This is a genomic window from Thermogemmatispora sp. (genome assembly GCF_019683635.1).
Taxonomy (GTDB): domain Bacteria; phylum Chloroflexota; class Ktedonobacteria; order Ktedonobacterales; family Ktedonobacteraceae; genus Thermogemmatispora.
In genome coordinates this window covers 12,694-37,084 of record NZ_JADGIA010000025.1, presented here as the reverse complement: position 1 = coordinate 37,084, position 24,391 = coordinate 12,694, and the positions used below count along the sequence as shown (strand labels likewise).

At 60.0% G+C, this 24,391-nt stretch carries 18 protein-coding genes; 12 read left to right on the top strand and 6 right to left on the bottom strand.

Annotated features, from left to right (window positions below):
- Positions 1 to 244: 244 nt before the first annotated feature.
- On the bottom strand, positions 245 to 1,219 hold the full coding sequence (locus IRZ31_RS04970; RefSeq protein ID WP_297150416.1) for a zinc-binding alcohol dehydrogenase family protein: 975 nt from the start codon (positions 1,217 to 1,219) through the stop codon (positions 245 to 247).
- 103 nt (positions 1,220 to 1,322) lie between these two features.
- On the opposite strand from IRZ31_RS04970, the gene IRZ31_RS04965 reads away from it, so the two are divergent.
- Positions 1,323 to 1,829: a MarR family transcriptional regulator gene (locus IRZ31_RS04965; RefSeq protein ID WP_297150414.1), complete on the top strand. Its 507-nt coding sequence runs from the start codon at positions 1,323 to 1,325 to the stop codon at positions 1,827 to 1,829.
- Between the two features lie 241 nt (positions 1,830 to 2,070).
- On the opposite strand, the gene IRZ31_RS04960 is transcribed toward IRZ31_RS04965, so the two are convergent.
- Positions 2,071 to 3,813 (bottom strand): AMP-binding protein, encoded by a 1,743-nt coding sequence (locus tag IRZ31_RS04960; RefSeq protein ID WP_297150411.1) that lies wholly within the window; start codon positions 3,811 to 3,813, stop codon positions 2,071 to 2,073.
- 360 nt (positions 3,814 to 4,173) lie between these two features.
- Here IRZ31_RS04960 and selB point away from each other — a divergent pair, with 360 nt between their 5' ends.
- Together selB and pknB are read left to right on the top strand one after the other, a co-directional pair.
- Entirely contained in the window at positions 4,174 to 6,096 is a 1,923-nt protein-coding gene (gene selB, locus IRZ31_RS04955) for a selenocysteine-specific translation elongation factor (RefSeq protein WP_297150408.1), read from the top strand.
- A 591-nt stretch (positions 6,097 to 6,687) separates the two neighbouring features.
- The gene (gene pknB / locus IRZ31_RS04950; protein WP_297150406.1) at positions 6,688 to 8,502 is read left to right on the top strand and encodes a Stk1 family PASTA domain-containing Ser/Thr kinase; all 1,815 of its coding nucleotides are present in this window, start codon (positions 6,688 to 6,690) and stop codon (positions 8,500 to 8,502) included.
- 338 nt (positions 8,503 to 8,840) lie between these two features.
- Here the strand turns inward: pknB and IRZ31_RS04945 are convergent, their stop codons facing one another.
- On the bottom strand, positions 8,841 to 9,671 hold the full coding sequence (locus tag IRZ31_RS04945; RefSeq protein ID WP_297150403.1) for a YjbE family putative metal transport protein: 831 nt from the start codon (positions 9,669 to 9,671) through the stop codon (positions 8,841 to 8,843).
- Between the two features lie 389 nt (positions 9,672 to 10,060).
- On the opposite strand from IRZ31_RS04945, the gene otsB reads away from it, so the two are divergent.
- Entirely contained in the window at positions 10,061 to 10,906 is an 846-nt protein-coding gene (gene otsB, locus IRZ31_RS04940; protein WP_297150400.1) for a trehalose-phosphatase, read from the top strand.
- Between the two features lie 59 nt (positions 10,907 to 10,965).
- Here the strand turns inward: otsB and IRZ31_RS04935 are convergent, their stop codons facing one another.
- Positions 10,966 to 12,576, bottom strand: coding sequence for a trehalose-6-phosphate synthase (locus IRZ31_RS04935; protein ID WP_297150397.1), 1,611 nt, complete (start codon positions 12,574 to 12,576; stop codon positions 10,966 to 10,968).
- A gap of 392 nt (positions 12,577 to 12,968) precedes the next feature.
- Between IRZ31_RS04935 and rph the strand changes: the two genes are divergently transcribed.
- The 5 genes from rph (at position 12,969) to IRZ31_RS04910 (ending at position 19,423) form a co-directional block, all read left to right on the top strand.
- Entirely contained in the window at positions 12,969 to 13,682 is a 714-nt protein-coding gene (gene rph, locus IRZ31_RS04930) for a ribonuclease PH (protein WP_297150394.1), read from the top strand.
- 763 nt (positions 13,683 to 14,445) lie between these two features.
- Positions 14,446 to 15,585 (top strand): hypothetical protein, encoded by a 1,140-nt coding sequence (locus tag IRZ31_RS04925; protein ID WP_297150391.1) that lies wholly within the window; start codon positions 14,446 to 14,448, stop codon positions 15,583 to 15,585.
- 17 nt (positions 15,586 to 15,602) lie between these two features.
- Positions 15,603 to 16,745 carry a histidinol-phosphate transaminase gene (gene hisC / locus IRZ31_RS04920; RefSeq protein WP_297150388.1) on the top strand — a complete coding sequence of 381 codons (1,143 nt, stop codon included), beginning with the start codon at positions 15,603 to 15,605 and terminating at the stop codon, positions 16,743 to 16,745.
- Between the two features lie 395 nt (positions 16,746 to 17,140).
- Positions 17,141 to 18,466: a phosphopyruvate hydratase gene (eno, locus tag IRZ31_RS04915; RefSeq protein WP_297150387.1), complete on the top strand. Its 1,326-nt coding sequence runs from the start codon at positions 17,141 to 17,143 to the stop codon at positions 18,464 to 18,466.
- Between the two features lie 54 nt (positions 18,467 to 18,520).
- Entirely contained in the window at positions 18,521 to 19,423 is a 903-nt protein-coding gene (locus IRZ31_RS04910) for an alpha/beta hydrolase (RefSeq protein ID WP_297150383.1), read from the top strand.
- Positions 19,424 to 19,575: 152 nt separating this feature from the next.
- On the opposite strand, the gene IRZ31_RS04905 is transcribed toward IRZ31_RS04910, so the two are convergent.
- Together IRZ31_RS04905 and IRZ31_RS04900 are read right to left on the bottom strand one after the other, a co-directional pair.
- On the bottom strand, positions 19,576 to 19,779 hold the full coding sequence (locus tag IRZ31_RS04905) for a hypothetical protein (RefSeq protein WP_297150380.1): 204 nt from the start codon (positions 19,777 to 19,779) through the stop codon (positions 19,576 to 19,578).
- A gap of 22 nt (positions 19,780 to 19,801) precedes the next feature.
- Positions 19,802 to 20,599 carry a hypothetical protein gene (locus tag IRZ31_RS04900; RefSeq protein WP_297150377.1) on the bottom strand — a complete coding sequence of 266 codons (798 nt, stop codon included), beginning with the start codon at positions 20,597 to 20,599 and terminating at the stop codon, positions 19,802 to 19,804.
- A 785-nt stretch (positions 20,600 to 21,384) separates the two neighbouring features.
- On the opposite strand from IRZ31_RS04900, the gene IRZ31_RS04895 reads away from it, so the two are divergent.
- The 3 genes from IRZ31_RS04895 (at position 21,385) to IRZ31_RS04885 (ending at position 24,329) form a co-directional block, all read left to right on the top strand.
- Entirely contained in the window at positions 21,385 to 22,233 is an 849-nt protein-coding gene (locus tag IRZ31_RS04895; RefSeq protein WP_297150374.1) for an XdhC/CoxI family protein, read from the top strand.
- Between the two features lie 222 nt (positions 22,234 to 22,455).
- Positions 22,456 to 23,418 (top strand): hypothetical protein, encoded by a 963-nt coding sequence (locus IRZ31_RS04890; protein WP_297150370.1) that lies wholly within the window; start codon positions 22,456 to 22,458, stop codon positions 23,416 to 23,418.
- On the top strand, positions 23,415 to 24,329 hold the full coding sequence (locus tag IRZ31_RS04885; protein WP_297150367.1) for a CoA-transferase: 915 nt from the start codon (positions 23,415 to 23,417) through the stop codon (positions 24,327 to 24,329). Before IRZ31_RS04890 ends, IRZ31_RS04885 begins: the two co-directional genes overlap by 4 nt.
- Positions 24,330 to 24,391 lie beyond the last annotated feature (62 nt).

The following is a 24,391-nucleotide window of genomic DNA, read 5'->3' as shown; positions in this document are numbered from 1 at the left end:
CCAGAAGGCCAGCCAATAAAATAAGTGCCAGGGGAGCAGCTACTCTCCTGGTACCGGATTCATCAAGCTTGGCCAACGATGACGCTCACTCCTTACCGCCGATAGAACTCCTCGGCATCCATGACCGCCAGATCGCCAGTATCGCGGATACGCATCCACCGCACACACACCCCGATTAATCGTCTTGATCTCAGCATTCTTCCGGGCGCCCTCCACTCAAACGCCAATAAGCAGGGAAAGAGAATCAAGGTCTGCCAGAGCTTATCAGGAAGACTGTCCGTGTGTGCTGAGCCTCCTTCTGAGGGGACCAGGCAGTCATGACCTCCGAGAGAAGCCTGGTAGTGGTCGGCACAGTCAATCTGAGCGAGGCGTTGGCTTCAAACAGCGCAGCCACCCCCTCAAGCATGCGCTGGAGTGGAATGCTGCCAATGCCCGAGCCGAGCAATAGGATGGGAGCAGCACGTAGGACAGCGGCCGGCAGAGTGATCGTTTCACCACTGATCGAGCCAACTTGCACAAAGCGTACTGGCCTCTCTTCCATCGCCGCCAGCGCAGCAGCCAGCAGTAACCGCTCGGCGCTGGGTCCCCAGAGATAATCAAGGACCACATCGATCCCCTCACGAAAGACATCCTTGAAGATCTCTAGCAATCGATCGTCATCTTGTCGTAATGACAATACAACATCAGTTCCCTGAGAAGCAAGGGAGCGCAGGATCTCCTCGTTACGCCCAGTGACAATGATTCTGGAGGCGCCCAGATATCTGGCAATAGGAATAGCCAGTCGTCCAGCTATGCCCGTGGCGCCATTAATCAGCACCGTTTCACCTGGCTTCAGCCGGGCACGCTCTTGCAAAGCAAGCCAGGAGGACACGCCGGGATTGGCCAGGGCTGCAGCCGTGATATCATCTAAATGATCCGGCACAGGAACATAATGCCCCTTCTTGACAACTGTGCACTCAGCTAAACTGCCGAAGGGAGTCCGGGGCGCTCCAAAGTAGACACGACGTCCATCAGCCAGGTAGCCTACTCCATCTATGCCAGGGATCAGTGGTAGACTCCCTGCCGATGTGTAATGGCGGCCAGCCGCTCGGCTGCGCGTCAAAGGCGTAAGCGCCGCCGCACTGACCCGGATCAGCACCTCATCCTCAGCCGGCACAGGCTCAGGAAAGTCACTATAGACTGGCGCCTCTCCAAATGTGACAATCAGAGCTGCCTTCATTCAGTTTTCTCCTCCTCTCTGGGCAGATACGTGTATTTTACACGCATCTATGCTAGCTGTTCAGTATGGACATGTCAAGGAGGTCCGTGTATACTACACGCACATGGACGAAAGCATTCGCCGATTCTATGAGGCTCTTTTTGATCTCATCGGCCTGATCAATGAGCCAGAGCGCGATCAAGCCCTTTATCGAGAAGCCGGCATCGTCGTTGAGAGGTCCCTCTTGCGCTTACTTGTTGCCATCGGTCGTCGTCAAGTGGTAGGGATTATGGAACTTGCCGGGGTGGTTGACCGCGATCACAGCACGGTGAGCCGGCAGGTTGCGGTCTTAGAGCGGCAGGGGCTGGTCACGCGTGCTCCTGAACAGCGCGATAGACGCGAACGCAAGGTCACGCTGACAGCTCAAGGAGAGGAAATCGTACAAAGATTGCAAGCGGCGCGTGAGCGGCTTCTACAACCCGTCCTCGCGCGCTGGGACGAGCAAGACTGGCTGCTCCTGGTCACGCTTTTTCGCCGCCTGGTTGATGATCTGCTGGCACTACCAACAGAAGCACCGCTCTCTTCCCAGCCCAAACGCCGACGTCATCGCCCTGCAAGCGAACGAGGGTGAGGAGCTGCTCCGCTCTTGACTACCTATCCTTCCACAACTGAGGGGCTGGCCCTTGTTCAGCAGACAAGCGGATCGAGCCGCCTGACGAGCCAGGCAGCCTATGGGGGGAAGCCAGCTCCTGGCAAGACCAAGAAAAGCCTCACAATCACCAAACAAGCGCCAGGGAGTGGCTGCACCCCTGGCGCCAGACTTATCCCCTACACACTACTGGTCAAGGCACACGCTTATAGAACATATACGCTCAGGCCGTCTGGATATTGGCAGCGCTTTCCAGTCCAAGCTCCTGAATGGCCTGCTCGCGCATGACAAACTTCTGGATCTTGCCCGTCACCGTCATCGGGAAACCTTCGACGAACTTGATATAGCGCGGGATCTTGTAATGGGCGATCTTGCCCTGACAGAAAGCCCGGATCTCCTCCGCCGTGGCCTGCTCGCCCGGCTTCAGCTTGATCCAGGCCATGATCTCCTCGCCATACTTCGCATCTGGCACCCCGATCACCTGGACATCGCTGATCTTTGGGTGTGTATACAGGAACTCTTCAATCTCACGCGGATAGACATTCTCACCGCCCCGAATGATCATATCCTTGATGCGCCCCACGATGTTAATGTACCCATCGGCATCCATGACCGCCAGATCGCCGGTGTGCATCCAGCGCGCCCGATCGATGGCCTGAGCCGTCGCCTCGGGATTATTCCAGTAGCCCAACATGACACTATAGCCGCGCGTGCACAGCTCCCCCGGCTGGCCCACAGGCACCACCTTCCCGCTCGCCGGATCGACGATCTTGATCTCCAGGTGCGGATGTACCTGCCCCACCGTGCTCACCCGCTTCTCCAGCGGATCATCCAGCCTGGTCTGCGTCGATACCGGCGATGTCTCCGTCATTCCATAGCAGATCTCCACCTGCTTCATGTGCATCTTCTCGATGACGTTGCGCATTACTTCCACCGGGCAGGGGGAGCCAGCCATCACGCCGGTCCGCAGGCTGCTCAGATCGAACTGCTCAAAGTCGGGATGCTCCAGCTCAGCGATGAACATGGTCGGCACCCCATAGAGCGCCGTACAGCGCTCCTCTTGCACTGTCTCCAGCACGGCCCGCGGCTCAAAACTCTCCGCCGGGTAGATCATCGTCGCCCCATGCGTCACACAGCCCAGGTTGCCCATCACCATGCCGAAACAGTGGTAGAGCGGCACCGGTATGCATAGCCGATCCTCATGGGTGAAGCCCTGCAGACGAGCTACGAAATAGCCATTATTGAGAATATTATGGTGGCTGAGCGTGGCCCCTTTAGGGTAACCAGTGGTGCCGCTTGTGTACTGAATATTGATAGGATCGTCAAATTCTTGTTCTCTCTGTCTTGCAGCTAAAGCTTCTTCGCTGACGGCCTCGGCCTGGGCTAGCAGCTCGCTCCAGCGCAGCATGCCCGGTACCGGCTGTTCGCCAAGCTGAACAATCAGGCGCAGCTCGGGCAGACGCGCAGCGCGCAGCTCACCCGGCGCACAGCTCGCCAGCTCGGGGGCCAGCGAAGTCAGCATCTCGATATAGTTGGAGGACTTAAAGGCAGCAGCGGTAATGAGCGCCTTGCAGCCTGACTGCGTGAGGGCATACTCGACCTCATGCAAGCGGTAAGCGGGGTTGATATTGACCAGAATGGCCCCAATCTTGGCCGTGGCAAACTGCGTAATGCACCACTCGGCGCAGTTGGGGGCCCAGATCCCGACCCGCTCTCCCTTTTGAATGCCAAGCTGCATCAGTGCCCTGGCACAACGATTAACCTCGGCTTGCAGCTGACGATAGGTGAGGCGGATACCCTGATGGCGCGCAATCAGAGCAGGATGGTCGGGGAAGCGCTCAGCTGTCTGATCAAAGAGATCGCCGATGGTCAAACCTAGCAGCGGAACATCGCTGGGACCGCTGGCATAGCTCCATTGCCGGGCCACAGGCATCGTGGCCCCTTCAGGTGTGGATGGTTGAGTCATGGTGCTTTTTTCTCCTCTGAAGCTGAACGGGACAACAGGGCGCTACAGGGCAGGACGGGCCGAACCATGCCCGCCCTCTACTGCTAGCGTAGCCAATGCTCTACCAAAAATCAAGTTCCTCTGGGCGCAACTGACCGTCACCTCAACCGTGCTCAAGCCAGACGCTCACTATCCTGGCGCTCGCCAGGCCGCTCTATCCCTGCTGACCGGACTCCATAGCCAGTCGCCAGACAACGATGTATACTGTAGAGAGGCTCTCTTCCCTGCCACGGCACGAGCAGAGAGCAAGCTATCAGACTCCCGAAGAAGAACGCGAGCGTCTCAGTCGGGCATCGCTTGTCTTCATCATAGACGACGCTTATGACATGCATAGGAACAGCCGGGCACATTGATCACGGCAAATCAACCCTCGTCAAGGCACTGACAGGCATCGATCCAGATCGCCTGACCGAAGAGAAAGTCCGCGGCATGACTATCGATCTGGGCTTTGCCTGGCTGACCTTGCCGGATGGCCGCGAGGTCAGCCTCATCGACGTACCGGGCCATGAGGGCTTCATCAAGAACATGCTGGCCGGAGTGGGAGGCATCGACGTCGCCTTGCTGGTCGTGGCCGCCGACGAGGGAGCAATGCCCCAGACGCGCGAGCATCTGGCCATTCTCGACCTGCTGCAGGTCCGTAGCGGCGTCGTGGCCTTGACGAAGGCCGATTTGGTAGATGAAGAATGGCTGGCCCTCGTCAGCGAAGAGATCGCCACGCTGCTCCAGCCTACCAGTCTGGCAGGCGCTCCCATCGTTCCCGTCTCGGCCATCAGCGGCCAGGGGATAGATGCCTTGCTTGCTCACCTGCAAGAAGCTACCGCGAGGGCCCCTGAGCGCCCCGACCGGGGACGCCCCCGCCTGCCGGTCGATCGCGTTTTTACCCTTGCTGGCTTCGGAACAATCGTGACAGGAACGCTCATCGATGGCTGCTTCCAGCCAGGGCAGGAGGTCGAGATTCTGCCACGAGGTCTCAAGGCCCGCATCCGTGCCCTCCAGCGCCATCGGCAGGCGATCAGCGTCGCTCAGCCCGGAGAACGCACCGCCCTCAACCTGGCCGGCATTGCCCATCAGGAAATAGAGCGGGGCGATGTGGTGACCCTGCCGGGCCTGCTGCAGCCAACCACGCTGATCGATGCCCGTCTACGCCTGCTGGCGGATGCTCCGCGCCCCCTGAGCCACAACGCCCTGGTTGACTTCTACTGCGGTGCTCAGGTAGTACCAGCCACCGTGCGCCTGTTGGAAGACGACGAACTGCTTCCCGGTGAAAGTACCTGGGCGCAACTGCGTCTGCACCAGCCGACCGTGGTTGAGCGCCACGATCGCTTCATCGTGCGTCTTCCCTCGCCCAGCCTCACGATCGGCGGCGGCGTAGTCCTCGACGCTCACCCGCGCTATCACCGTCGACGCCGCAGCGAGGTGCTCCACCATCTGGAGACGCTGGCTCAGGGCAGCCCTGAAGCTATCATCCTGACCCATCTCGAACAGCCAGTACGCCGCATGACAGGCACGACGCGCCCCCAGTGGCCGGCCCATGAGACCGCCGAGCTAGCCCGTCTGAGTAATCTCACCCAGCCGGTGACGCAGCAGGCCCTGGAGACGTTGTTAACTCAGAGACGAGTGCGACGTGTGGGGACATACTGGTTCGCGCTGAGTGTCTGGCAGGCCCTTAGCGAGGAGGCCCTCCGCCTGGTCCGTGACTACCATGCGCAGTTTCCATTGCGTAGCGGACTGTCTAAAGAGGAATGGCGCTCCCGCCTTCACCTGCCGCCACGCCTGGCAATGGAGGTTTTCGAAACCCTGCGCAGCGAGGGCTTGCTCACAGAAGCCGGCAGCGCTGGCCTGCTCCGCCTCCCCGAGTTTACACCAACCTTTAGCGCTGAGCAGCAGCAACAGGTAGAGCGTTTAATTCAAGTCTTTCGCGAGAATCCTTTTATGCCGCCAACACGAGGGGAGGCCGAAGCTCTCATAGGGGGGGAGCTGGTGAACGCGCTGCTGGAGCGAGGCGAGCTAGTGAAGATGGGAGATGGTACTATCCTTTTTCTGCGTGAGGCGTACGAGAGAGCGGTAGCGCTCATCACATCCTATTTGCAAGAGCATGGTACCATTACTGTAGCTCAGGCACGTGACCTGCTGGGAACGACGCGCAAGTACGTCTTACCTCTCCTGGAGCACATGGATGAACAGCGTATCACGCGACGAGTAGGTGATATTCGCGTTCGCTCACCCCAGCCAGCAGGCACTTGAGGCCGGTGGCTCCTGGCTGTCAGCGCGAAAGATGGCGAGGCGAGTGGCCGAACTCGGGCCGGCATCAGGAGCAAGACCGCAACAGAGGCGATTGCAGAAGAGAAAGCTGGTCTGTGTTACGCAGTAGCCTCGGAGAAAGCTGTTCCCAATAGGGGATAGGATGCGCTACAATAAGGAGCGAACTGTAGTTTACCGGGTATCCTGCGTTTATCGTCCATAGCAGGGCGTTTGTGAAAGAATACCTCGTCCCATCCGGAGGGCACGCTTGCTGGAGCGTGGAAGCAGTGGGCCAGGCTAGTTGGTCGAGCCGGGCCAGGTTGGTTGGACCAGGCTGGAGAGGCAGCGGCCAGGCACGGGCATCGGTTGCCAGGCGCGGACGGCCAGGCCAGCTTCAGCATGCCAACCAGGCTCAGAGAAGCAGAGCGTGAGAGGCGGCCACAGGTGGAGCGGGGCAGGCGAACAGGCTGGCTGGTAGGAAGAGCGAGGAGTAGCCAAGGCCAAAGCAGGCGAGAGAGGCGGGAGGCCGGCCCGACCAGGCTCCAAGGCCCTTGTGGCCCCTCCTGATAAGCTGTACGGTCAAAGCGGAGAGCTATGCAAACAGAAGTTCTGGGCGAGCGATACCAGCTATTGGACCCCATCGGTCGGGGGGGCATGGCAACCATCTACCGCGGGCGGGACCTGCGCATGGATCGCCCTGTGGCGATTAAGGTGCTACGCGAGGTCTACAGTACCGACCCAAAGTTTGTCACGCGCTTCCAGCGCGAGGCAAAGGCCGCCTCTGCTCTGCAGCACCCCAACATTGTGCAGGTGTACGACTACGGGCAGAGCGAGGGAAATTACTATATCGTTATGGAGCTGGTCGAGGGCACAGATCTGCGCCGCTATTTGCGCTCACGGGGTGTGCTGGATGTGGAGCGCGCGGTGATTATCGCCCACGACGTCGCTCTCGGCCTCGGCGCCGCTCATCGCCGCGGGATCGTCCACCGCGATGTCAAGCCCCAGAATATTCTAGTCGGGCGCGATGGCTCGATTAAGCTGACCGATTTCGGTATCGCCAGCGTCTATAAGGATATCAACGCCGAGCGTCTCACAACAACGGGGATGACGCTCGGTACGGTGCAATATTACGCACCAGAACAGGCCCAGGGCGAGATCGTGAGCCCAGCCGCCGATGTCTACGCGCTCGGAATCGTTATGTATGAGATGCTGACTGGGCGCACTCCTTTCGAGGGCGATACCCCGGTGGCTGTGGCCATGCAGCACATCCAGGACCCACCGGTACCTCCCAGCCACTACAATCCGGCTATTCCTCCCGCCCTCGAAGACATTATTCTGCGCTGCCTGGAAAAGATCCCAGAGATGCGCTATCGCGATGGCAGCGCCCTGGCCCGCGCTCTGGAGGCCCTCGGCGAAACTGAGCTTGCAGAGCCTGTCGCCGATGTGGCAGCAGCGCCAACAGTGGTCACTTCCCCTTACCGCCCCTCGCCCTCTGGCGTCGGGCACGGTCTGGTCAATGAGGCCCCTGCCGCAGCTGCCGCTCCAGGCTATGATCAGCGTCCCCTCGCTGCCGGCGCCCTGGCGGCTTCTCCCTACGTTTCACCCGAGGCTGTCCCCGCTCCCGGGCCCGGACCCTACGGGGGCTTTGTTCAGTCAGGCACAACTCGTCCTTTCCAGCGCGATGCGATCGCCGGTGAGCGAGGTTCACGCTTAGCTGGTATTATTACTGCTCTTATCCTTATCGCCACTGTTCTGCTCCTCGGCTTCAGCATCTATCTGGCTTCCATCCTGGGATTCGTGCCTTTTCTGCACCTTTCTACCCAGGCGACACCAGCCCCGCCCGAGGTGCCTGTCCCCTCGTTGATCGGTCTCACCTATCAGCAGGCACTGACCCGCGCGACCAATGCAGGCTTTGTACTGCAGGTGCATAATGGCCTGACCTCGGGATACGTGGTTCGGCAGTCGCCGCAGCCACCAGCCCTGGCCCCACGCGGCTCGACGATCCTGGTCGATCTGCAAGAGCGACCGACAAAGGTCATTGTCCCTGATGGATTGGTGGGTAATACGCTGGCTGGAGCAGAACGCATTCTGCGCAGTCAGGGCATTCCCTTTACGGTGCAGTCCGACGGCGTTGATCCGACGAAGCCGGCCAACTATGTTGATCGCACTTCGCCCAAGAGTGGTGAGGAGTTGCCCAACGGCCAGAGCGTGATTCTCTACGTGGTGAACTTAAGCACCGGCTCGCCTACTACCGTCCCATCGCCGACGGCGACAGAGAAGCCCTCACCGACCCCTACTCCCTCGCCGTCTCCGACACCGTCGCCGTCGCCCTCACCAACGCCCTCGCCAACGCCCTCGCCGACGGCCCATCCTCAGCCTTCGGCGAGTCCTCCTTCTCTCTCACCCTAGAGGGAGATAGGGCGCTGGCTGAGCCACTCGGACGGCGCTGAGAGGGCACTACGCTGCCTCGCTCAGCAATTTAAGAACGACAATCACGGCTATCAACGATAGGGGACTCCTTTCAGATGGGGAGTCCCCTTTTCACTTTGCTCTCCGCCACAAGCTGGCAGCAGCAATTGCATTATCTTTCTTCTTGCTCTTCTTTCACTCAAGCATGACCTGACTGCATTGCTCGTTCTCTGAGAGGGCAGTGGCTGGACAACAGGGGCTGCGCGCAAGGCCTCCAGGGGAAGCGATAGTTATCGTAGTTAAGCAGCAACGACAGCGAGTCAGGCTAACCCACCAGCTTAGCGGGAAGAGGGGGGAGAGGAGGAATGCAGGTAACGCTGATGGCGTTGCTGGAGATAGGCCACAAGAGCCATCACCCCTATGAAGAGGAATGACCCACCATAGACAGCCAGCTCATGGTCTTGGAGAAAGCTGATGGCCGGATCATTAATGATCAAGTGGGCTGCGACCCAGGCCAGGATAAAGCTGGCCACCAGTGTGAGGCCGGGTAGCCGGCTAAGCACCTCAGCAACCAGTGCACTGCCTAAGAGCAGGAGCAGAATACTGGTCAGGAGGCCGATAATGAGGACCGGGAGCTGCCCCTGGGCAATAGCGCCGATGGCGATGACGTTATCCAGGCTCATGGTGACATCGGCCACGACGATGGTGAGCATGGCCAGCACGAAACTGGTATTTTCTGGTGAGAGGTGACGCTCCAGGAGGCGACCCAGGTGGGAAGTCTTGTTCAGAACGGTAGCCGGCCCACTGTTCAGCGGCTGAGTGATACGCGCCGCCTCGCTGACCGGAATCGATCTGGCCGCGCTCGCAGACTGCCTCTCTTCCTTCTCAGAGGCATGGCTGAAGAAGAGACGGGCCGCAATCGAGAGAACCACAAGACCACCTATGGCCTGGAGATAGGGAATCTGCAAGAGCCAGGTAGCCAGAGCAGCAAAAGTCAGGCGGAGGAAAATGGCCAGGCCACCACCGAGAGAGAGGGCCGCCCAGCGCCGCTGTCGCGGAATAGCTACAGTGGCCGCACCAATGACCAGAGCGTTATCACCACTCAAAGCGAGATCGACTAGAATAATACCGCCGACAGTGCTGAGAAACTGCAGCCAGGTCTGCGGCATCTCCAACCCCCTTCATGAAGATAGAGAAGTTCATGGCTGTCCCGCACAGAGCCATCGGCAAGCCAGGTCACAAGAGAGCGGAGCCACACATCGCCAAAGAGAGCGACGGCAATGGAGATCACGCCGCTCAGAGTCTCCGTCGTCTTTACTGCTCGCTTGGGGGCCATGCTTGTGGGCAGCAAGCAGCCTGGCTGCCTCGCCTGGGCTATAAGGCTAGCCCTGCGGTAAGGAAGCGCATCTGAAACGCCTTGCTTTTCTTTACATAGTACCACGCGCAACGCAGTGCAGCAACACCACATGATAGAATGCAATGCGCACGGCCTTCTGCCCGAGGCCAGTGGTGCGCGCGTCACGACAACGAGCCTCATGCAAAGGAGTACCAGGCCGCTATGCTGACTGCCGTACTACGCAATGTCTTGCTGACCCGCCCTTGTGGATTGACTTTCGACATCGACGGTACACTCAGCCCCATTGCTCCGACCCCTGAAGCAGCCAGGCTCTTTCCAGGCGTGGCATCTCTGTTAGAACGTCTGCGGCCCTACGCCCGGGTGGCGGTGGTCACGGGTAGAGGAATCACCAGTGCCGCGGCGCTGGTAGGGGTCGACGAGATCACTTACATCGGCAATCACGGCCTGGAGTGGGCGGAGGGCCTCCCTGAGCATCATCCGGTCAGATTGCTTCCAGAAGCTGAAGCCTACCGCCTCCCAGCGCAGCGGCTGCTCACGCTGGCGGAGCAGCACCTAGTGACATCGCTCCCCTGCACGCAGATTGAATACAAAAGTATCGGCGGGACCATCCATTATCGCCGTTGCCCCGATCCTGTCCAGGCCCGGCAGCAGATCCTGGAGTTGCTGAGGGAGCCAGCGCAGGCGAGCGGCCTCCTGCTCGCTGAAGGAAAGATGGCCGTCGAGCTGCGCGTACCCGGCCTGAACAAAGGCCAGGCGCTGCAGCGCTTCATCGAGCAATATCAGCTGCGCAGTGCGCTCTTCGCGGGAGATGACACCACCGACCTGGATGGAGTAGAGACCCTGATTCGCCTGCGCCAGAAGGGGATCTGCCCGGCAGCTGTGACGATCGCCGTGCGCCACGCCGATACCCCCCCTCGGCTCCTAGAGCGGGCGGATCTCGTCGTCGAGGGAGTGGCCGGCATGGCGGCCTTGCTAGAGGAAATGGTGATCTTCCTGGAGGGTGAGGCTGGGGCGTCCTCGCCAGGCTGGCAGGAAAAGCGTGCGTAGTGGATTATCTCCACGCGCTTTTCTTGCCAGCCCGAAGACAGCGGCATCTAGCAGCAGGGTCATCCTGCTGAAAGAGACAACGGGCTGGGCGCAAGCTCGGGTTCACTCTCCGGCTCACTCTGGTCACGCTGCCGCTCCTCGTCCTCAGCAGCCAAACGAGCCAGGTCGAGCAGCTCGTTAATATCTTCAAACTGACGGGTGAGCCAGGTCTGCAGATTGTTCTGCTCCACGATCTGACGGGCCAGCTTGGCCCGCCGCTCACGCTCCTCGGGCGGAAGCGTCAGGGCAGTGTAGAGCGCCTCGGCGGTCTCTGCTACATCCAGAGGCGAAGTCGGAATGGCTGCTTTGCCAAGCTGCTGGAAGGCGCCAGCAGTGCGTGAGAGCACAAGCAAGCCGTTGCGCTTGTTGACAACAGCTCCTTCCTTGGCTACCAGATTCATGCCGTCAATAATGGGGTTGACGAGCAGTACGTCGTAAAACTGCATGGCGGCCAATGCCCGTGTACGGTCGTTGTCGCAGAAGACCTCGATGGGCTTCCAGCTGGCATCCCCATAGCGGGCGTTGATTTCTTCGACGAGCTTGAGCACTTCACTGTTGAGCCGCTTGTATTCGGGCAGTGATTGACGCGAAGGCACAAGGAAGGCCAGGAATTTCACCTTCCCCCGCAGTTCGGGATGCTCTTCCAGCATCTGGGCATAGGCCTGGAAGCCACGAGGAATGTTCTTCGTCGGCTCGATACGGTCGACGCGCATGATCGTCTGTTCGCCTAACAGGGGAAGGATCTTTTCGGCAGCCCGCCGCCCGGCCAGGCTCTGGACAAGGCGCCGCTCCTCAGTCACCGAGATTGAAATCGGATATGCCCGCGCCAGCGTGCGGTGCCCCTGCCAGACAACGGTCCCTTCTTCAAAGTCGACTTCGGCCCCTTCGAGAATGGTCCGCGCCCCTTCCAGGAAATTGCGCGCATCGCGCTCGGTCTGGAAGCCAACGATATCGTTGCCCACCAGGCCACGATAAATCTCCTGCGTAATGTTGCTGGGCAGGAAGTGCCAGCAACGGCTGTCTGGCCAGGGAATATGAATGAATTGCTGGGTGATGATGGTAGGGTGCCGCTCACGAATCATGGCGGCCACCAGATAGAGGTGATAGTCGTGCAGCATGACCACCGGTGTGGTCTCAGCTCGCTCGATCTCGGCATTCACCGCCTCGGCAATGGCCTGGTTAGCCACCCGATAGCCGTTCCTCCAGGCATCCTGCAACCGCTGATAATTGAAGGAGTCACTGCTGGGGTCATAGAGATAGTGCTGCAGGAACCAGAGGACACGGTTGCTGATGATGTCATAGTGCTTGCGGTAGGCCGTCTTGGGAATGACAACGTAGCGGAGCTGCATCTTGAGATTTGGCAGCGGCGAGGGAATACGCCCACACTCAGCTTCAGCGCTGCGCGCCGCCAGACGGTCCCCTTCTGTCATCGCCATCGCCACCCAGGTGACTTCCATGCGACTGGCCGCCTCGATGAGAGCTGTGACAACTCCTCCCGCTCCTCGCCGAGATTTTAACACTTTATCTTGTGTAAGATAAAATTCAACGGGACCGCGGTTGGTCGCAATAATGAGGCGATGCGCATGGAGTGGCTCCGCTTGCGCAGGATGCAGCGTTTTATGCGCAGACATAGGTTGGTCCTTTCTAACAGGTTCTTCGCGCTTTGGCTGCGACTTTCTGCTGCTCTTCATCTCTCTCGCTGTCTCACTTGTTTGTCCGCTCCCTCCTTGCTTGGGCCTTGGTCGGTGTGCGTTTTTCGCCGCTTACCTTCCCTCCCGCAGAGGTAGGAGAAGACGGAGGCGACGAGAGGGAACGCAGACCATTCTCTGCCCTCTTTAGGTGACGCACAGTCAGATACCTCTGTTGGAGACACCCTTATGTATAGTACCATATTCGCTGGGGAAATGGGGCCTCCTCTCCCTGGCAGTAGCCACTGGCAGCAAGAGGGAACCCCTTCCTCAGCATTTTTCGCGAGTCAGAACCAGACTTTGAATAGGTTGAAATTGTTAAGAGGGCTTCGCTTATGATACGCACAGACGGGCGTTCTCAGACTCAACTACGTCCCCTACGCCTGACAGTCGACTATCTAGACTATGCTGAGGGTTCGGTGATTATCGAGACCGGACGAACACGGGTGCTATGCGCCGCCACTGTCGAGGAGAAGGTACCCCCTTTTCTAGAGGGCAGCGGACGTGGCTGGGTCACCGCCGAGTATAGTATGCTGCCCCGGGCAACGCTTACCCGCACATCACGCGAGCGCGAGGGACGCCTCAGCGGCCGCACCCAGGAGATTCAGCGCTTGATCGGTCGTTCGCTGCGGGCTGCCGTGGATCTGGAGGCTCTGGGAACGCGCACCCTGATCCTTGACTGCGACGTGCTGCAGGCCGACGGCGGAACGCGCACCGCCGCCATTACCGGCGCCTTTGTGGCTCTTTACCGGGCATGCAGCCGCCTGGTGGAGCGCGGTCTCCTGCCCGCCCATCCAGTGCGCACCGCGGTGGCCGCTGTTAGCGTGGGTGTCGTCGAGGGCCAGCCACTCCTCGATCTGTGCTATGAGGAGGATGCCCGGGCCGAGGTTGATTTCAATGTGGTAATGACGGCACACGGCGACTTCGTCGAGGTTCAAGGCACTGGCGAGGGCGGCGTCTTTAGCCGCACCCGCCTGGATGAATTGCTCTCTCTGGCGCAAGAGGGGATCAGCCAGCTGCTGGCCTTCCAACAGCCGTATCTGCGCTAACCCGACTCCCCTGGACTTTCTCCTCTCCTGGGGCCTACCTCTCATTCGCTCGTTCGCCCGCTCCTTGCCGTTTGAAGCATCTGCCAGCGGTACTAAAGTACCGCTCCTCCGTCTCCGCAAGGGAGCCTGCTTCCTTGCCTTACTCGTGGCTCTGGTACAATAAAAATGGCAGTGATGTGGTGTGTCAGGATAGCCCAATATGCCCCTGTCCTGCCGGCAAAGCTTGCAGGCCCCAGGGGCTCATGTTAGAATCGTCCCGCGAATGGCCGAATGAGAGAGCTAGCTGCAGAAGGCCGCTCGTCTGCATGAGGTTCGCCGGAAGTCACGCCGGAAGAAAGAAAACGACAGCACAGAGCAGCAGGAACGGGGGCGAGCAAGAGAGATGGCCCCGCAGCTATATGCACAGCTAGGTGCAGGACGGCAACAGAACAGTCGGCAGGCGAGCCAGACGAAGAGGAGTAGCTCGCTCGTCAGGTAGAGTAGCTGAGCTGTAGAGCTAAGGCTAATCCCTCCCCGACAAGGCCCACCTGATAGCTGAAGGGAGGAGGGTGAGGACGGAGGGCGGAACGGTACAGCAGTGAAGCAGGCAAGGCCCGCCCCGCTCGCTAATAAACGAAGAAAGCTGAGGCAGAAAGGCAAGGGCTGGTCTGCAGGCAGTCGGGGCCTGGCGATCTGGACGGCTCGTATGGTCTGACAGCGGGCCGTGAGCCGAGCGAAGGATAAGAGACAGCGGCATCGTAGTGTGATGTCAGAGGAGCGTATCTTGAAGAAGACAGAGCGTTCATGGTTCTGGCGTATCATCGATGTGATTAATCCTCTGCGCGATCCCAGCCTCACCGTGGCAGTTGTCCTGACCATTATTGAGGAGGCAGGGCAACATGATCCCTGGTACTGGATTGTGGTGGCCGGTCTGGTGAACTGGCTGGCGGTGCGCGGGCTGGTCTGGCTGCTGGTCAACTTTACCTTTGCCTGTACCTTTCTGGCGCGCCGCCTGTGGTGGGCTATTAAGCACCCGCGACTGGCCTGGCGCATTCTCGATGCAATCGGGCATGAGGAGATCGTGATCGGTGGTCTGCCTACCATTCCCGAGGGCATGCTGATGCCCGATGGCTCCTCGATCTTGACCCTCAACCCCGCCTTCGGAGGGGTGACCGTGACGGGCGAGCTGGCTTCCCCACAAGGCCCTGTCCTGGGCCTGCCCGCAGGCCAAACAGGCCAGACAGGCCCCATGACTCAGATCGGTCAGGGGACCGCGGACTTCTCAAGCTTGCCCGGCAACTCTGGCTTCTTCCCCGGCGTACAACAGGCTCCCGCCTATTTCCAGAGTGGCTTCTATGGCCAGGCCGCTCCCTCCGCTGAGGGCCTGCCACAGAGCGGCTCGCAGTCCCACAGCGCCGAGGAGGAGCGCCTGCGCCAGCAACTGGAGTCTTGCATCCGCCTGATCGAGGACTGGGTTCAGTTTACCGAGGAAAAGTGGCGCACGGTCAGCGATAGCCAGCTTGGCTGGAAACCGCTGCGTGGGCGCTGGTCAAGCTGGGACGACATTTTCCAGGATACCTTCGCCGCTCACACGTCTGATCCTCTGGCTCAGGCAGCCCAGGACGCCGGCGATGCTAATGCTCGCCGCTTCGAAAGCGCTCGCGAAAAGGGTTCTGCCGCTTCCGCTGTTGCTTGCTTCCTGCGGGATATGATGACCTTGCGTCGCGGTATGGAGATGCTGCAGGCTACCGGCGGCCAGTTGCCGGAAACTTCGGCGATGCAGCCCGTCGTTCCTCATACGTCCCTCCGCTCTTTCGGCACCAGCGGCCCTCTGCGCGGCAATACCGGCTCTGGCTCCCCTGTGCGCAATTCCTTAATCCGCCGTCCCGCTCAGATCTTCGTGGACGCTGATACTGAAAAGTAGGATGGATATATAAGCCCATGCAACCATATGCCTCGCGTGTTGTTCAGGTCCGTCCAGAGATCGAACGTATTGCTCCCTATGTACCAGGAGAATCGCTAGAGGCTTTCTCTCAAAGAACTGGTATCCCGATTGATCGCTTGATTAAGCTCAATAGCAATGAGAATCCCTATGGCCCGATCCCTCCAGTGCTCGCTGCGCTGGGGCGGTACGTCTCCTATAACAATTATCCCGATACAGACTCCACCGCTCTACGGCGGGCCTTGGCCGAGTTCACGGGCCTGGCTGAGCGCTATATTGTCCTCAGCCACGGCAGCAACGAGCTGATCAATCTGCTCTGGCACGTCTTCCTGTCGGTCGGGGACAATATTATCTGTTGCCCCCCCACTTTCACGCTCTATACGACAGTGACGACGCTCTGCGGCGCCTATGTGATCGAGGTTCCACGTACAGAGTCCTACGACCTCGATGTCGAGGCTATCCTGTCAGCACTGACCCCCGAGACGAAGCTGATCGTGCTCTGCTCTCCGAATAATCCAACCGGCAATCTGGTAGCCCAGGAGGATATCCTGCGCTTGTTGGAGACGGGGCGCATTGTGGTCGTCGACGAGGCCTACGTGGAGTTCTCTCAGCAGCCGCGGGGCGTGGCTCATCTGGTGCCCGAGTATCCTAATCTGGTGGTGCTGCGCTCCTTCAGTAAGTGGGCTGGCCTGGCCGGGCTGCGTATCGGCTACGGCCTCTTCCCTGAGTGGATCGCCAGCTACTTGCGACGCGCTCAGTGCCCCTTCGAGGTGAATGTGGCCGGCCACATCGCCGCTATAGAGACGCTGGCCCACCTCGACTGCGTCTGGGAGCGCGTGCAGCGCCTGATCCAGGAACGTGAACGTCTCTTCCAGGTGCTGGCCGCTCAGCCGTATCTGGCGCCCGTCCCTTCCCAGGGGAACTTTATTATGGCGCGCGTCTGCGATGAGGAAATTACGGTGGAGGACATTCGCGCCAGCGTTGAGTCGTATGGCATTCTCCTGCGCTATTTCCAGCATCCGTATCTGCAGAATGTTCTGCGGGTAACTGTGGGCTTACCGGAGCATACCGATCTGCTGGCACGCGCCCTGGCTGAGGTGCGCCCTGGCAGAGCGAGCCACAGCACTAACAGCGCTGGCTGACTTTCCTCTGACCGCTCAACTGTGAGCAAGCCGGCCTGGATTACCTGCCTTGACCGACACCGACGTCAGGACGTGGGCGAATGAGGGTCAGGTGGGTCTGGCAGGCCGGCAGTTGCTGTTTATGTCGCGCCCGGCTGCTTCGGCCTTGACCGCGCTCTCTGTGCTCCTGGCCTTAGCCGTCGTTCCACCAGTTTCATGCTCTTCCTTCCAGTCGCCAGAAGTCGGCTTATGCACCAGCTCGTCAGGCCGCCTGCCAAGAAAATGCTTGCCCACGAGCATCGGCGCGCGTTACAATACAGCCGGCAATGATGGGCAACGCCGCGCTATCATCGATTGTGCATCTACTAGTAACGCGATAAGATTTGAGCAGAGTTGAGAGAGGTAGGTATCGTTCTATGCCTGGTGTGAGCAGAGAAAGTACGGTCATTGCGAACCTGGTGGCTCGTGAGATCCTCGATTCGCGTGGCAACCCGACGGTCCAGGTGGAGGTCTGGTTGAAAGGCGGCGCTCGCGGTGTGGCAGCGGTCCCCTCGGGGGCCTCAACCGGCGCCCACGAGGCGGTTGAGCTGCGCGATGGTGACCGTCAGCGCTATGGCGGCAAAGGGGTGCTGACGGCGGTCCAGCACGTCAATACAACTCTGCGGGAAGCACTGATCGGCCAGGATGCCACAGATCAGGTGGCTCTCGATGGCCTGATGGTCCAGCTCGACGGCACCCCTAATAAGGGGAAGCTCGGCGCTAATGCCATTCTCGGCGTCTCTCTCGCCCTGGCCCACGCGGCGGCCAATGCTCTTGGCCAGCCGCTCTATCGTTATTTGGGTGGAGTTTCGGCCAGTGTCCTGCCCGTTCCCATGATGAATATCCTCAACGGCGGCAAGCACGCCGATAACTCCGCCGATATGCAGGAGTATATGATTCTGCCAGTGGGGGCCCGCTCCTTTCGTGAGGCGCTGCGTATGGGGGCCGAGGTCTATCAGAGCCTGAAGAAGGTCTTGCATAGCAAGAAGTATAATACGAATGTCGGCGATGAGGGTGGCTTCGCTCCTTCGCTTAGCTCGAATCGGGAGCCGCTGGAGCTGCTGCTGACAGCTATCGAAGCGGCTGGCTACCGCCCCGGCGTCGATATCTGTCTCGGTATGGACCCCGCCGCCAGCGAGCTGTATCAGGATGGCAAATATGTGCTGGCCCGCGAAGGCCGCACGCTCTCGTCAGCCGAGATGGTCGATCTCTATGAGCAGTGGGTCAACGAGTATCCGTTGATCTCCATCGAGGACGGCCTGGCAGAAGATGACTGGGAAGGCTGGTCTCTGCTCTGCCAGCGCCTGGGCGGACGGGTACAGTTGGTCGGCGATGACCTCTTCGTGACAAATACGGCCCGCCTCAAGCGCGGGATCGAGGAGCGAGCCGCCAACTCCATCTTGATTAAGCTCAACCAGATTGGGACTTTGACGGAGACGCTGGCGGCCATCGAGATGGCAAAGCGCGCTTCGTTTACCGCAGTGGTCTCTCATCGCTCGGGCGAGACAGAGGATACAACGATCGCCGATCTGGTGGTGGCTACCAATGCGGGCCAGATTAAAACAGGTGCTCCTGCTCGCAGTGAGCGCGTGGCGAAGTATAATCGCTTGCTGGTGATTGAGGAAGAGCTGGGCGAGCACACGGCTCATTATGCGGGTTTTGGGGCTTTCTATAATGTTCCAGGACTCTACGCGCGAATGTAGGGGAGCGATGCAAAGACGCTCGTTCACAGCGCACGGAAGAGCGAGGAAGAAGCAATGACACAGAGTACAGCACAGCTACCACGGGTGGCAGGCGCCGGTGAACGGCGCACGATCCGCCTGATCCATTATAATGTGACCTATTATGTCTACGGGGCCGAGCATGGAACCGATGGGGCGCTGGTGCTGCTCCACGATGTGCTGGCAGGGGCCTTCTCCTGGCGCGAGGTTATTCCTTTGCTGACCAGCAGCGGGCGAGCTATCTATGTGCTGGACCTGCTGGGCCACGGCCTCTCTGATCACCCCTGGCCGGCTGATACCTCGGTCTGGGGCCACGCCGATTATCTGGCAATGTTCCTGGAGGCTCTGCAGCTGACCAATGTGGTGCTGGTGGGTCACGGCCTCGGCGGTGGCGTGGCCCAGATTCTGGCGACGCGCCTGAGCCGAGAGCGCGTGGCGGCTCTGGTGTTGATTGATACGGTCTGCTATTTGCATGCCTTTGCCGAGGACTGGCCGCTGCCGCAGATGAAGGAGCGTCAGGAGTACGATGCTCCTAAGCGCGCGAGCGTCGAGGAGGTGCTGCGCGATCTGCGGGCTACGCTGCCCGCAGCTTCAACACGGCCTGAACAGTTTAAGCAGCAGATGCTCGACGACTTCGTGAACCATTGGAATAGCGAGCTGTACAAGGAAGTGCTTTATCAGCACATCCGCAACCTGATCCCCTACTACGTGAATTCAGTGTCGAGCGATCTGCCGCGCGTGGGGAAGCCCGTGCTGATCATCTGGGGAGAGGAAGATCGACAGATTCCGCTGAAGTATGCTCAGCGTCTTCATCGGGAGATCCCGGGCTCGCAGTTGAGCATTATTCCCCAGGCCGGCCATCTGGTGCTCTTCGATGCCCCGGAGGCAGTGGCGCGGGCCATCCGAGACTTCGTGTCCTCTCTGTCAGCACGCGCTTAGCCCAGCCCCCAGGCTAGCGGGTCTGGGAGAGGGGCCAGGTCCAAGGGACCCGGGTCGTCTCCCGTTCCGCGATGTCGCCTCTTCTCTCCGCTCCTGACCAGGAGAGGAGGAGAGGCGACTATGCTAACCTGGGGCCTGGGCGCTCTCCTTCTTCAGGCACAGCGATGAATGTCGATCCCACCTGACTCCTGGCGGTAGGTTTCGTAGCAACGTAGATAGCTCTGAAGAGCTTGCAAGTAGGCATCATAGAGGCGCTCTAGCTCGATGGGTGAGGCGCCGTGCTCGCCGGCCACGACCATGTCGCGCCAGAGCTTGTGCATGCGCTTTTCGGCGTACTGCAGTTGTTTAAAGGACATGTGCTATCCTCGCTTGTGTACGCTAGGAAGCTTTGCGACTCTCGTTGCGCTGACGGTATTCGCGGCTCAGTTGTAGAATGAGCTCGCGCGCCGCCGCATAGTTCCAGGAGGCGAGGTCGTTCGGCTCCGGTTTGCCAAGGGTATCGCAGAGCTTGCGGATACTGGCAAGCTGCTGATCGGTGATCTGGCCCTGCTCATTGTCGCTCCCGCTGGCCAGTCGTGAGCCACGCTGACGGGATGGCGGGAGGGCCGCCCCGCGTGCGGTGGAGGGAGCGGTCTCCGACTCAGAGGCTGCCTCGGGAGCCTGTTCACTTGTAGAGTTGGCAGCCCGCTCAACGGGACTATCGACGATGCGATGTTCCTCGTCCAGCTCCGGGGCAAACTGCGTACCGAAGCCCAGTGCAGCCAGGGCGCGCCCGATCGCACCCGTCTCGGCCTTCTCGATGAAATCGGGGAAGCTGGCGGCCTTCTCTGACTTGGTGCCTGTAGCAACGCCTCCTTTGCCGTCCTTGACGACGGCGCGGAAGATGACGAAACCCTTGGCACGGCGCACCATCTTTTCATTGCGCCGGGTCTCGCTGTTGTAGCCGTAGTACTCCTCTTCAGTCTCGCGCTCCAGATCCAGATGCACCATCTCGGTTTCAATGGTTCCCTGGGGGCAGAGTTCGCGGAACCAGACCAGCCGCCACTGGACAGGCAGGTAGTCACGCAGCTCGCCACGATTGCCGCTTCTGATCTGCAGCAGGTGCTCGCTCGGGTTGAAGCGTGGACGCTGTTCCTCACGACCCTGGGAATGAGAGTGCTCACCAAGAGATGTCATAGACAATGTCTCCTCTTTCTGACTGTTCCTCACCCTGCTCCTAACTGACTGGCCTCCTTGAACGACCTCGCCGGACGCTGTGCGAATCGTTGCTGTGAGAGCGAGCCGCCCGCCAGGGCTGCACGAAAGCCCATAGCTCGACTGCTCAGGAGATCCAGATCTAGAACTTGTGTTCTAGTATTGTACCCGGCAGAGGAGCCTCTGTCAAGCTAGCTGCTTGCTTAGCGAGAGAGGGATGCTCAGCGGCCAGGTCAGGTGCTCCAAAGAATCGTTCCGACTGCGGAGGGTAGAAACGGAAAGGCATATTGATCTTAAGATAACAAAAGAGGATCTTTTTCAAGTCGACGAGAATTATTCGTCGGCTGGTGGGAAGAGCGTGAAGCCGGGATGGTTCTGCTCCCAGAGCCGTAATCGCTGGTAAAGTTGTGTTTTTATGAAATAGCGGTATTCATAGGCCAGACGCAGGCTCCTCTGAAGCATCTCGGGACGGAGTTCCCCACTATTATGCGTTCCCAAGACCTTGTGGAGGGCGAGGGAGAGAATGGCCAGCAAGTCATGACCACAGCAGACGTGCTATATCGGCCAGGTACTTTGTGTCACCCATCTTATCCGCGTTCCTACACATCTGTGGCGCCGCTGGTCTTATCTTACTCACTATACGAGAGCGGAGTGGGTCTATCAAGCAAGGAGACGGCAATTTCCTTATGTTATAATGAAGAGTGTCCTGCTCAATCATTGAGTAGGGGAAGCACGCAGAGAGCAACAGCTAGAGGACGGGAAGAACCATGAGTGCCATCAGCCCCACAGCCGTCTACGAGGCCATTCAAGCAGCGCTGCGACGAGGCGAGCGCATCGGCATAGCCACCGTGGTCAAGACCATCGGAGCCGCACCCTGCGATATTGGGGTCCGCATGCTGCTCCATGCCGATGGCAGTGCTAGCGGCAGCTTCGGCGGAGGGCGCGTCGACGAGCAGGCCATCAAGGCTATGCAGCAGGCCCTCCAGGAAGGGCGCTCGTTCCTCACTCATATCCACATCGACCCCGACGAAGCCGTCGGCAGCTGTGGCGCGACCCTGGAAGTCTTTGTCGAGGCCATCTCGCCGGAGCCGCGACTGATCATTGCCGGGGCCGGCCATGTGGCTCAGGCGCTAGCACGCTTCGCCGCCGACCTCGACTTTCGCATTGTCGTGATAGACGACCGCCGTGATCTGGCGGACCCTCGCACCTTTGGTGAGCGCGTCCAGCTCGTCTTTGGCGACATCGCTCAGACCATTAGAGAGCTGCGACCGGATGCCTCAACCTGGGTAGTCATTGTCACACGTGGCCACCGGCTCGACGAGGAGGCCCTGCGTGCTGCCGTAGAAAGCGAGGCCGCCTACGTAGGTATGATCGGCAGTGCCGGCAAAATCCGCAACATCTTTCGCAATTTGCTCAAGGCAGGCATTCCTCGCGAGCGCCTTGAGCAGGTGCACACGCCTATCGGCCTCGATATTGGTGCTGTCACTCCCCAAGAGATCGCGCTCAGCATCGCCGCTGAGCTGGTAATGACCAGGCGCACAGGCACCAAAGGCACCGGGGTCCCTCTCAAAACGCTGCACCACCTGATCGAGGAAGTTGCGCCCGTAAGCGCCTGATTGAGCAAGCACGGTAGTGGCGGAGCGGTAGTCAGAGAGCACGGCCCTACTCGTTGCCCGGCAAGAACAGGCCACTCGCTTTCCGATCCCGATTTCCCTCAAGACGCCCGCTTGTGATACGATGGCAATAGAGCCAGCGCCTGGCCGGCCTGTCAGCCGCGGCCAGCTGCTGACTTCCGATCGGCAGATCACACTTTCGGGGTTTTTCGGGAAGGACACGCTATGCTGCGAAGCGAGCATTCGAGGATTCTCTCGGCGTTGCTCTTCTGTCTGCTCATCTTGAGCGCCTGTGGCAGCGCCGGCTCCGCCATTACTCCCTCGCCCTCATCTTCAGCTAGCCCTGTCCACACGCCTTCTCCAACAAGCACGGCCAGCACTCCCCCCACTGCCAGCAGCACGGAAGTGGTAGCAAGCCACTACCGCAGCCACCTCCTCCTGCGCGGCTACGGCAGACCCGATGACCTTGCCCTGGATGCGCAAGGCAACCTCTTTTTCAGCGACGCTCATAACGGTACAGTCAACCGTCTCAATCGTGATGGCACAGTGAGCGTGCTCGCGCGCGGCCTGGCGGCGCCAGAAGGGCTGGTCGTGCTCCAGAATGGTACAATCATCATAGCGGAACAGCGCACCAACCGTCTGCTACTGCTGATGCCGGGCGCCCAGATGCCGCTGGTCTTGCGCACCCTTCCAGGTGCACCGGGCAGTCAACCATGCAAAGCAGGGATCGATGGTATTGCCTTTGATCGCACAACCCAGACCCTGATTGTACCAGACAGCCCCACTGGCGAGGTCTATCGCATGAGCCTGGATGGCCGCACCCTGCAGCCGCTGGCGAGCGGCATGGTACGTCCGGTAGGGGCCTCCGTTGACGGGGCGGGCAACGTCTACGTGGCAGATGAATGCGGACAGGCGGTCTGGCGCATCAGCCCCAACGGACATAAGATTCGCTTCGGCGGCTTCGGCATGCCGGACGACGTAGCCTGGGATGGGCATGGCAATCTGCTGGTGATAGACCTGGCGCCAACCGTGCACGCGCTGATCCGCATGCAGCTAGCTACCGGCCAGCGTGAAACGCTGGCTAGCCAGGGCTTTATCGAACCACAGGGACTGGTCATCGACCAGCATGACCACATCTACGTGGCCGATGATTATGCAAACATGATCGTGGAGTTTACACCGACATGAGTAAGCTGCTCTCTATGACCGAGGCGATCAGACGCTATGTCCCCGACGGGGCTTCGGTAGCACTGGGCCTGGCCCTGGAGCCCTGTATTCCCTTCGCAGCGGGCCACGAGATCATTCGTCAGGGACGCCGCGACCTGACCTTGATCGGGCCAATCTCGGACATCCTGTTCGATCAACTGATCGGGGCCGGCTGCGTAGCCAAGATTCAAGCAGCCTGGGTAGGCAATGTCAGCGAGGGCCTCGGCCACTGCTATCGACGAGCAACGGAGCAGGCCCTGCCTCGCTCTATCGTCACCGAGGACCACAGCAATTTCACAATCGGCCTGGCTCTGCGCGCCGCCAGCCTGGGCGCTCCTTATATCCCTACGCGCTCGCTGCTGGGGAGCGATCTCCCGCGTAAAAATCCAACCTTTCTCCAGGCCTCCTCACCTTTCGATGGCAGTCCCCTGCTGCTCGTGCCAGCCCTGCAACCTGACGTGACCATCCTGCACGTTCAGCGCAGCGACGAAGACGGCAACGCCCATCTCTGGGGCAGCCTTGGCATCTGCCAGGAGGCTATGCTTGCTGCGCGTCAAGTCATCATCGTTGCTGAGGAGATCGTGCCACGCGAAGTCATCACGAGCGACCCCAACCGTGTCATCGGACCCTCTTACAAAGTCTGCGCCGTCGTCCATGAGCCGTGGGGCGCCCATCCCTCAGCGGTGCAGGGCTACTACGACCGCGACCATCAGTTCTACCACGAGTACCATACTCGCACCCGCACACCGGAGGGTTTCCAGCAGTGGCTGGACGAGTGGGTGCTTGGCCTCAAGACGCGTCAGGAATACATGGCGAAGCTGGGTCCAGCTCGCCAGGGCGCACTGGGTGTCAAGGAGCACCGCTACGCCGCTCCTGTCGACTATGGCTACTGATCGAGAGGCCCTTCTGCTCTCACGGCAGCAGACTGGTTCACGGTACGGCAGCCCCGTGCCGC

What these genes read in the sequence shown, in the direction of transcription:
- IRZ31_RS04970 (WP_297150416.1), bottom strand. Translation starts at nt 1,219, where the DNA reads ATGAAGGCAGCTCTGATTGTCACATTTGGAGAGGCGCCAGTCTATAGT.
- IRZ31_RS04965 (WP_297150414.1), top strand. Translation starts at nt 1,323, where the DNA reads ATGGACGAAAGCATTCGCCGATTCTATGAGGCTCTTTTTGATCTCATC.
- IRZ31_RS04960 (WP_297150411.1), bottom strand. Translation starts at nt 3,813, where the DNA reads ATGACTCAACCATCCACACCTGAAGGGGCCACGATGCCTGTGGCCCGG.
- selB (WP_297150408.1), top strand. Translation starts at nt 4,174, where the DNA reads ATGACATGCATAGGAACAGCCGGGCACATTGATCACGGCAAATCAACC.
- pknB (WP_297150406.1), top strand. Translation starts at nt 6,688, where the DNA reads ATGCAAACAGAAGTTCTGGGCGAGCGATACCAGCTATTGGACCCCATC.
- IRZ31_RS04945 (WP_297150403.1), bottom strand. Translation starts at nt 9,671, where the DNA reads ATGCCGCAGACCTGGCTGCAGTTTCTCAGCACTGTCGGCGGTATTATT.
- otsB (WP_297150400.1), top strand. Translation starts at nt 10,061, where the DNA reads ATGCTGACTGCCGTACTACGCAATGTCTTGCTGACCCGCCCTTGTGGA.
- IRZ31_RS04935 (WP_297150397.1), bottom strand. Translation starts at nt 12,576, where the DNA reads ATGTCTGCGCATAAAACGCTGCATCCTGCGCAAGCGGAGCCACTCCAT.
- rph (WP_297150394.1), top strand. Translation starts at nt 12,969, where the DNA reads ATGATACGCACAGACGGGCGTTCTCAGACTCAACTACGTCCCCTACGC.
- hisC (WP_297150388.1), top strand. Translation starts at nt 15,603, where the DNA reads ATGCAACCATATGCCTCGCGTGTTGTTCAGGTCCGTCCAGAGATCGAA.
- eno (WP_297150387.1), top strand. Translation starts at nt 17,141, where the DNA reads ATGCCTGGTGTGAGCAGAGAAAGTACGGTCATTGCGAACCTGGTGGCT.
- IRZ31_RS04910 (WP_297150383.1), top strand. Translation starts at nt 18,521, where the DNA reads ATGACACAGAGTACAGCACAGCTACCACGGGTGGCAGGCGCCGGTGAA.
- IRZ31_RS04905 (WP_297150380.1), bottom strand. Translation starts at nt 19,779, where the DNA reads ATGTCCTTTAAACAACTGCAGTACGCCGAAAAGCGCATGCACAAGCTC.
- IRZ31_RS04900 (WP_297150377.1), bottom strand. Translation starts at nt 20,599, where the DNA reads ATGACATCTCTTGGTGAGCACTCTCATTCCCAGGGTCGTGAGGAACAG.
- IRZ31_RS04895 (WP_297150374.1), top strand. Translation starts at nt 21,385, where the DNA reads ATGAGTGCCATCAGCCCCACAGCCGTCTACGAGGCCATTCAAGCAGCG.
- IRZ31_RS04890 (WP_297150370.1), top strand. Translation starts at nt 22,456, where the DNA reads ATGCTGCGAAGCGAGCATTCGAGGATTCTCTCGGCGTTGCTCTTCTGT.
- IRZ31_RS04885 (WP_297150367.1), top strand. Translation starts at nt 23,415, where the DNA reads ATGAGTAAGCTGCTCTCTATGACCGAGGCGATCAGACGCTATGTCCCC.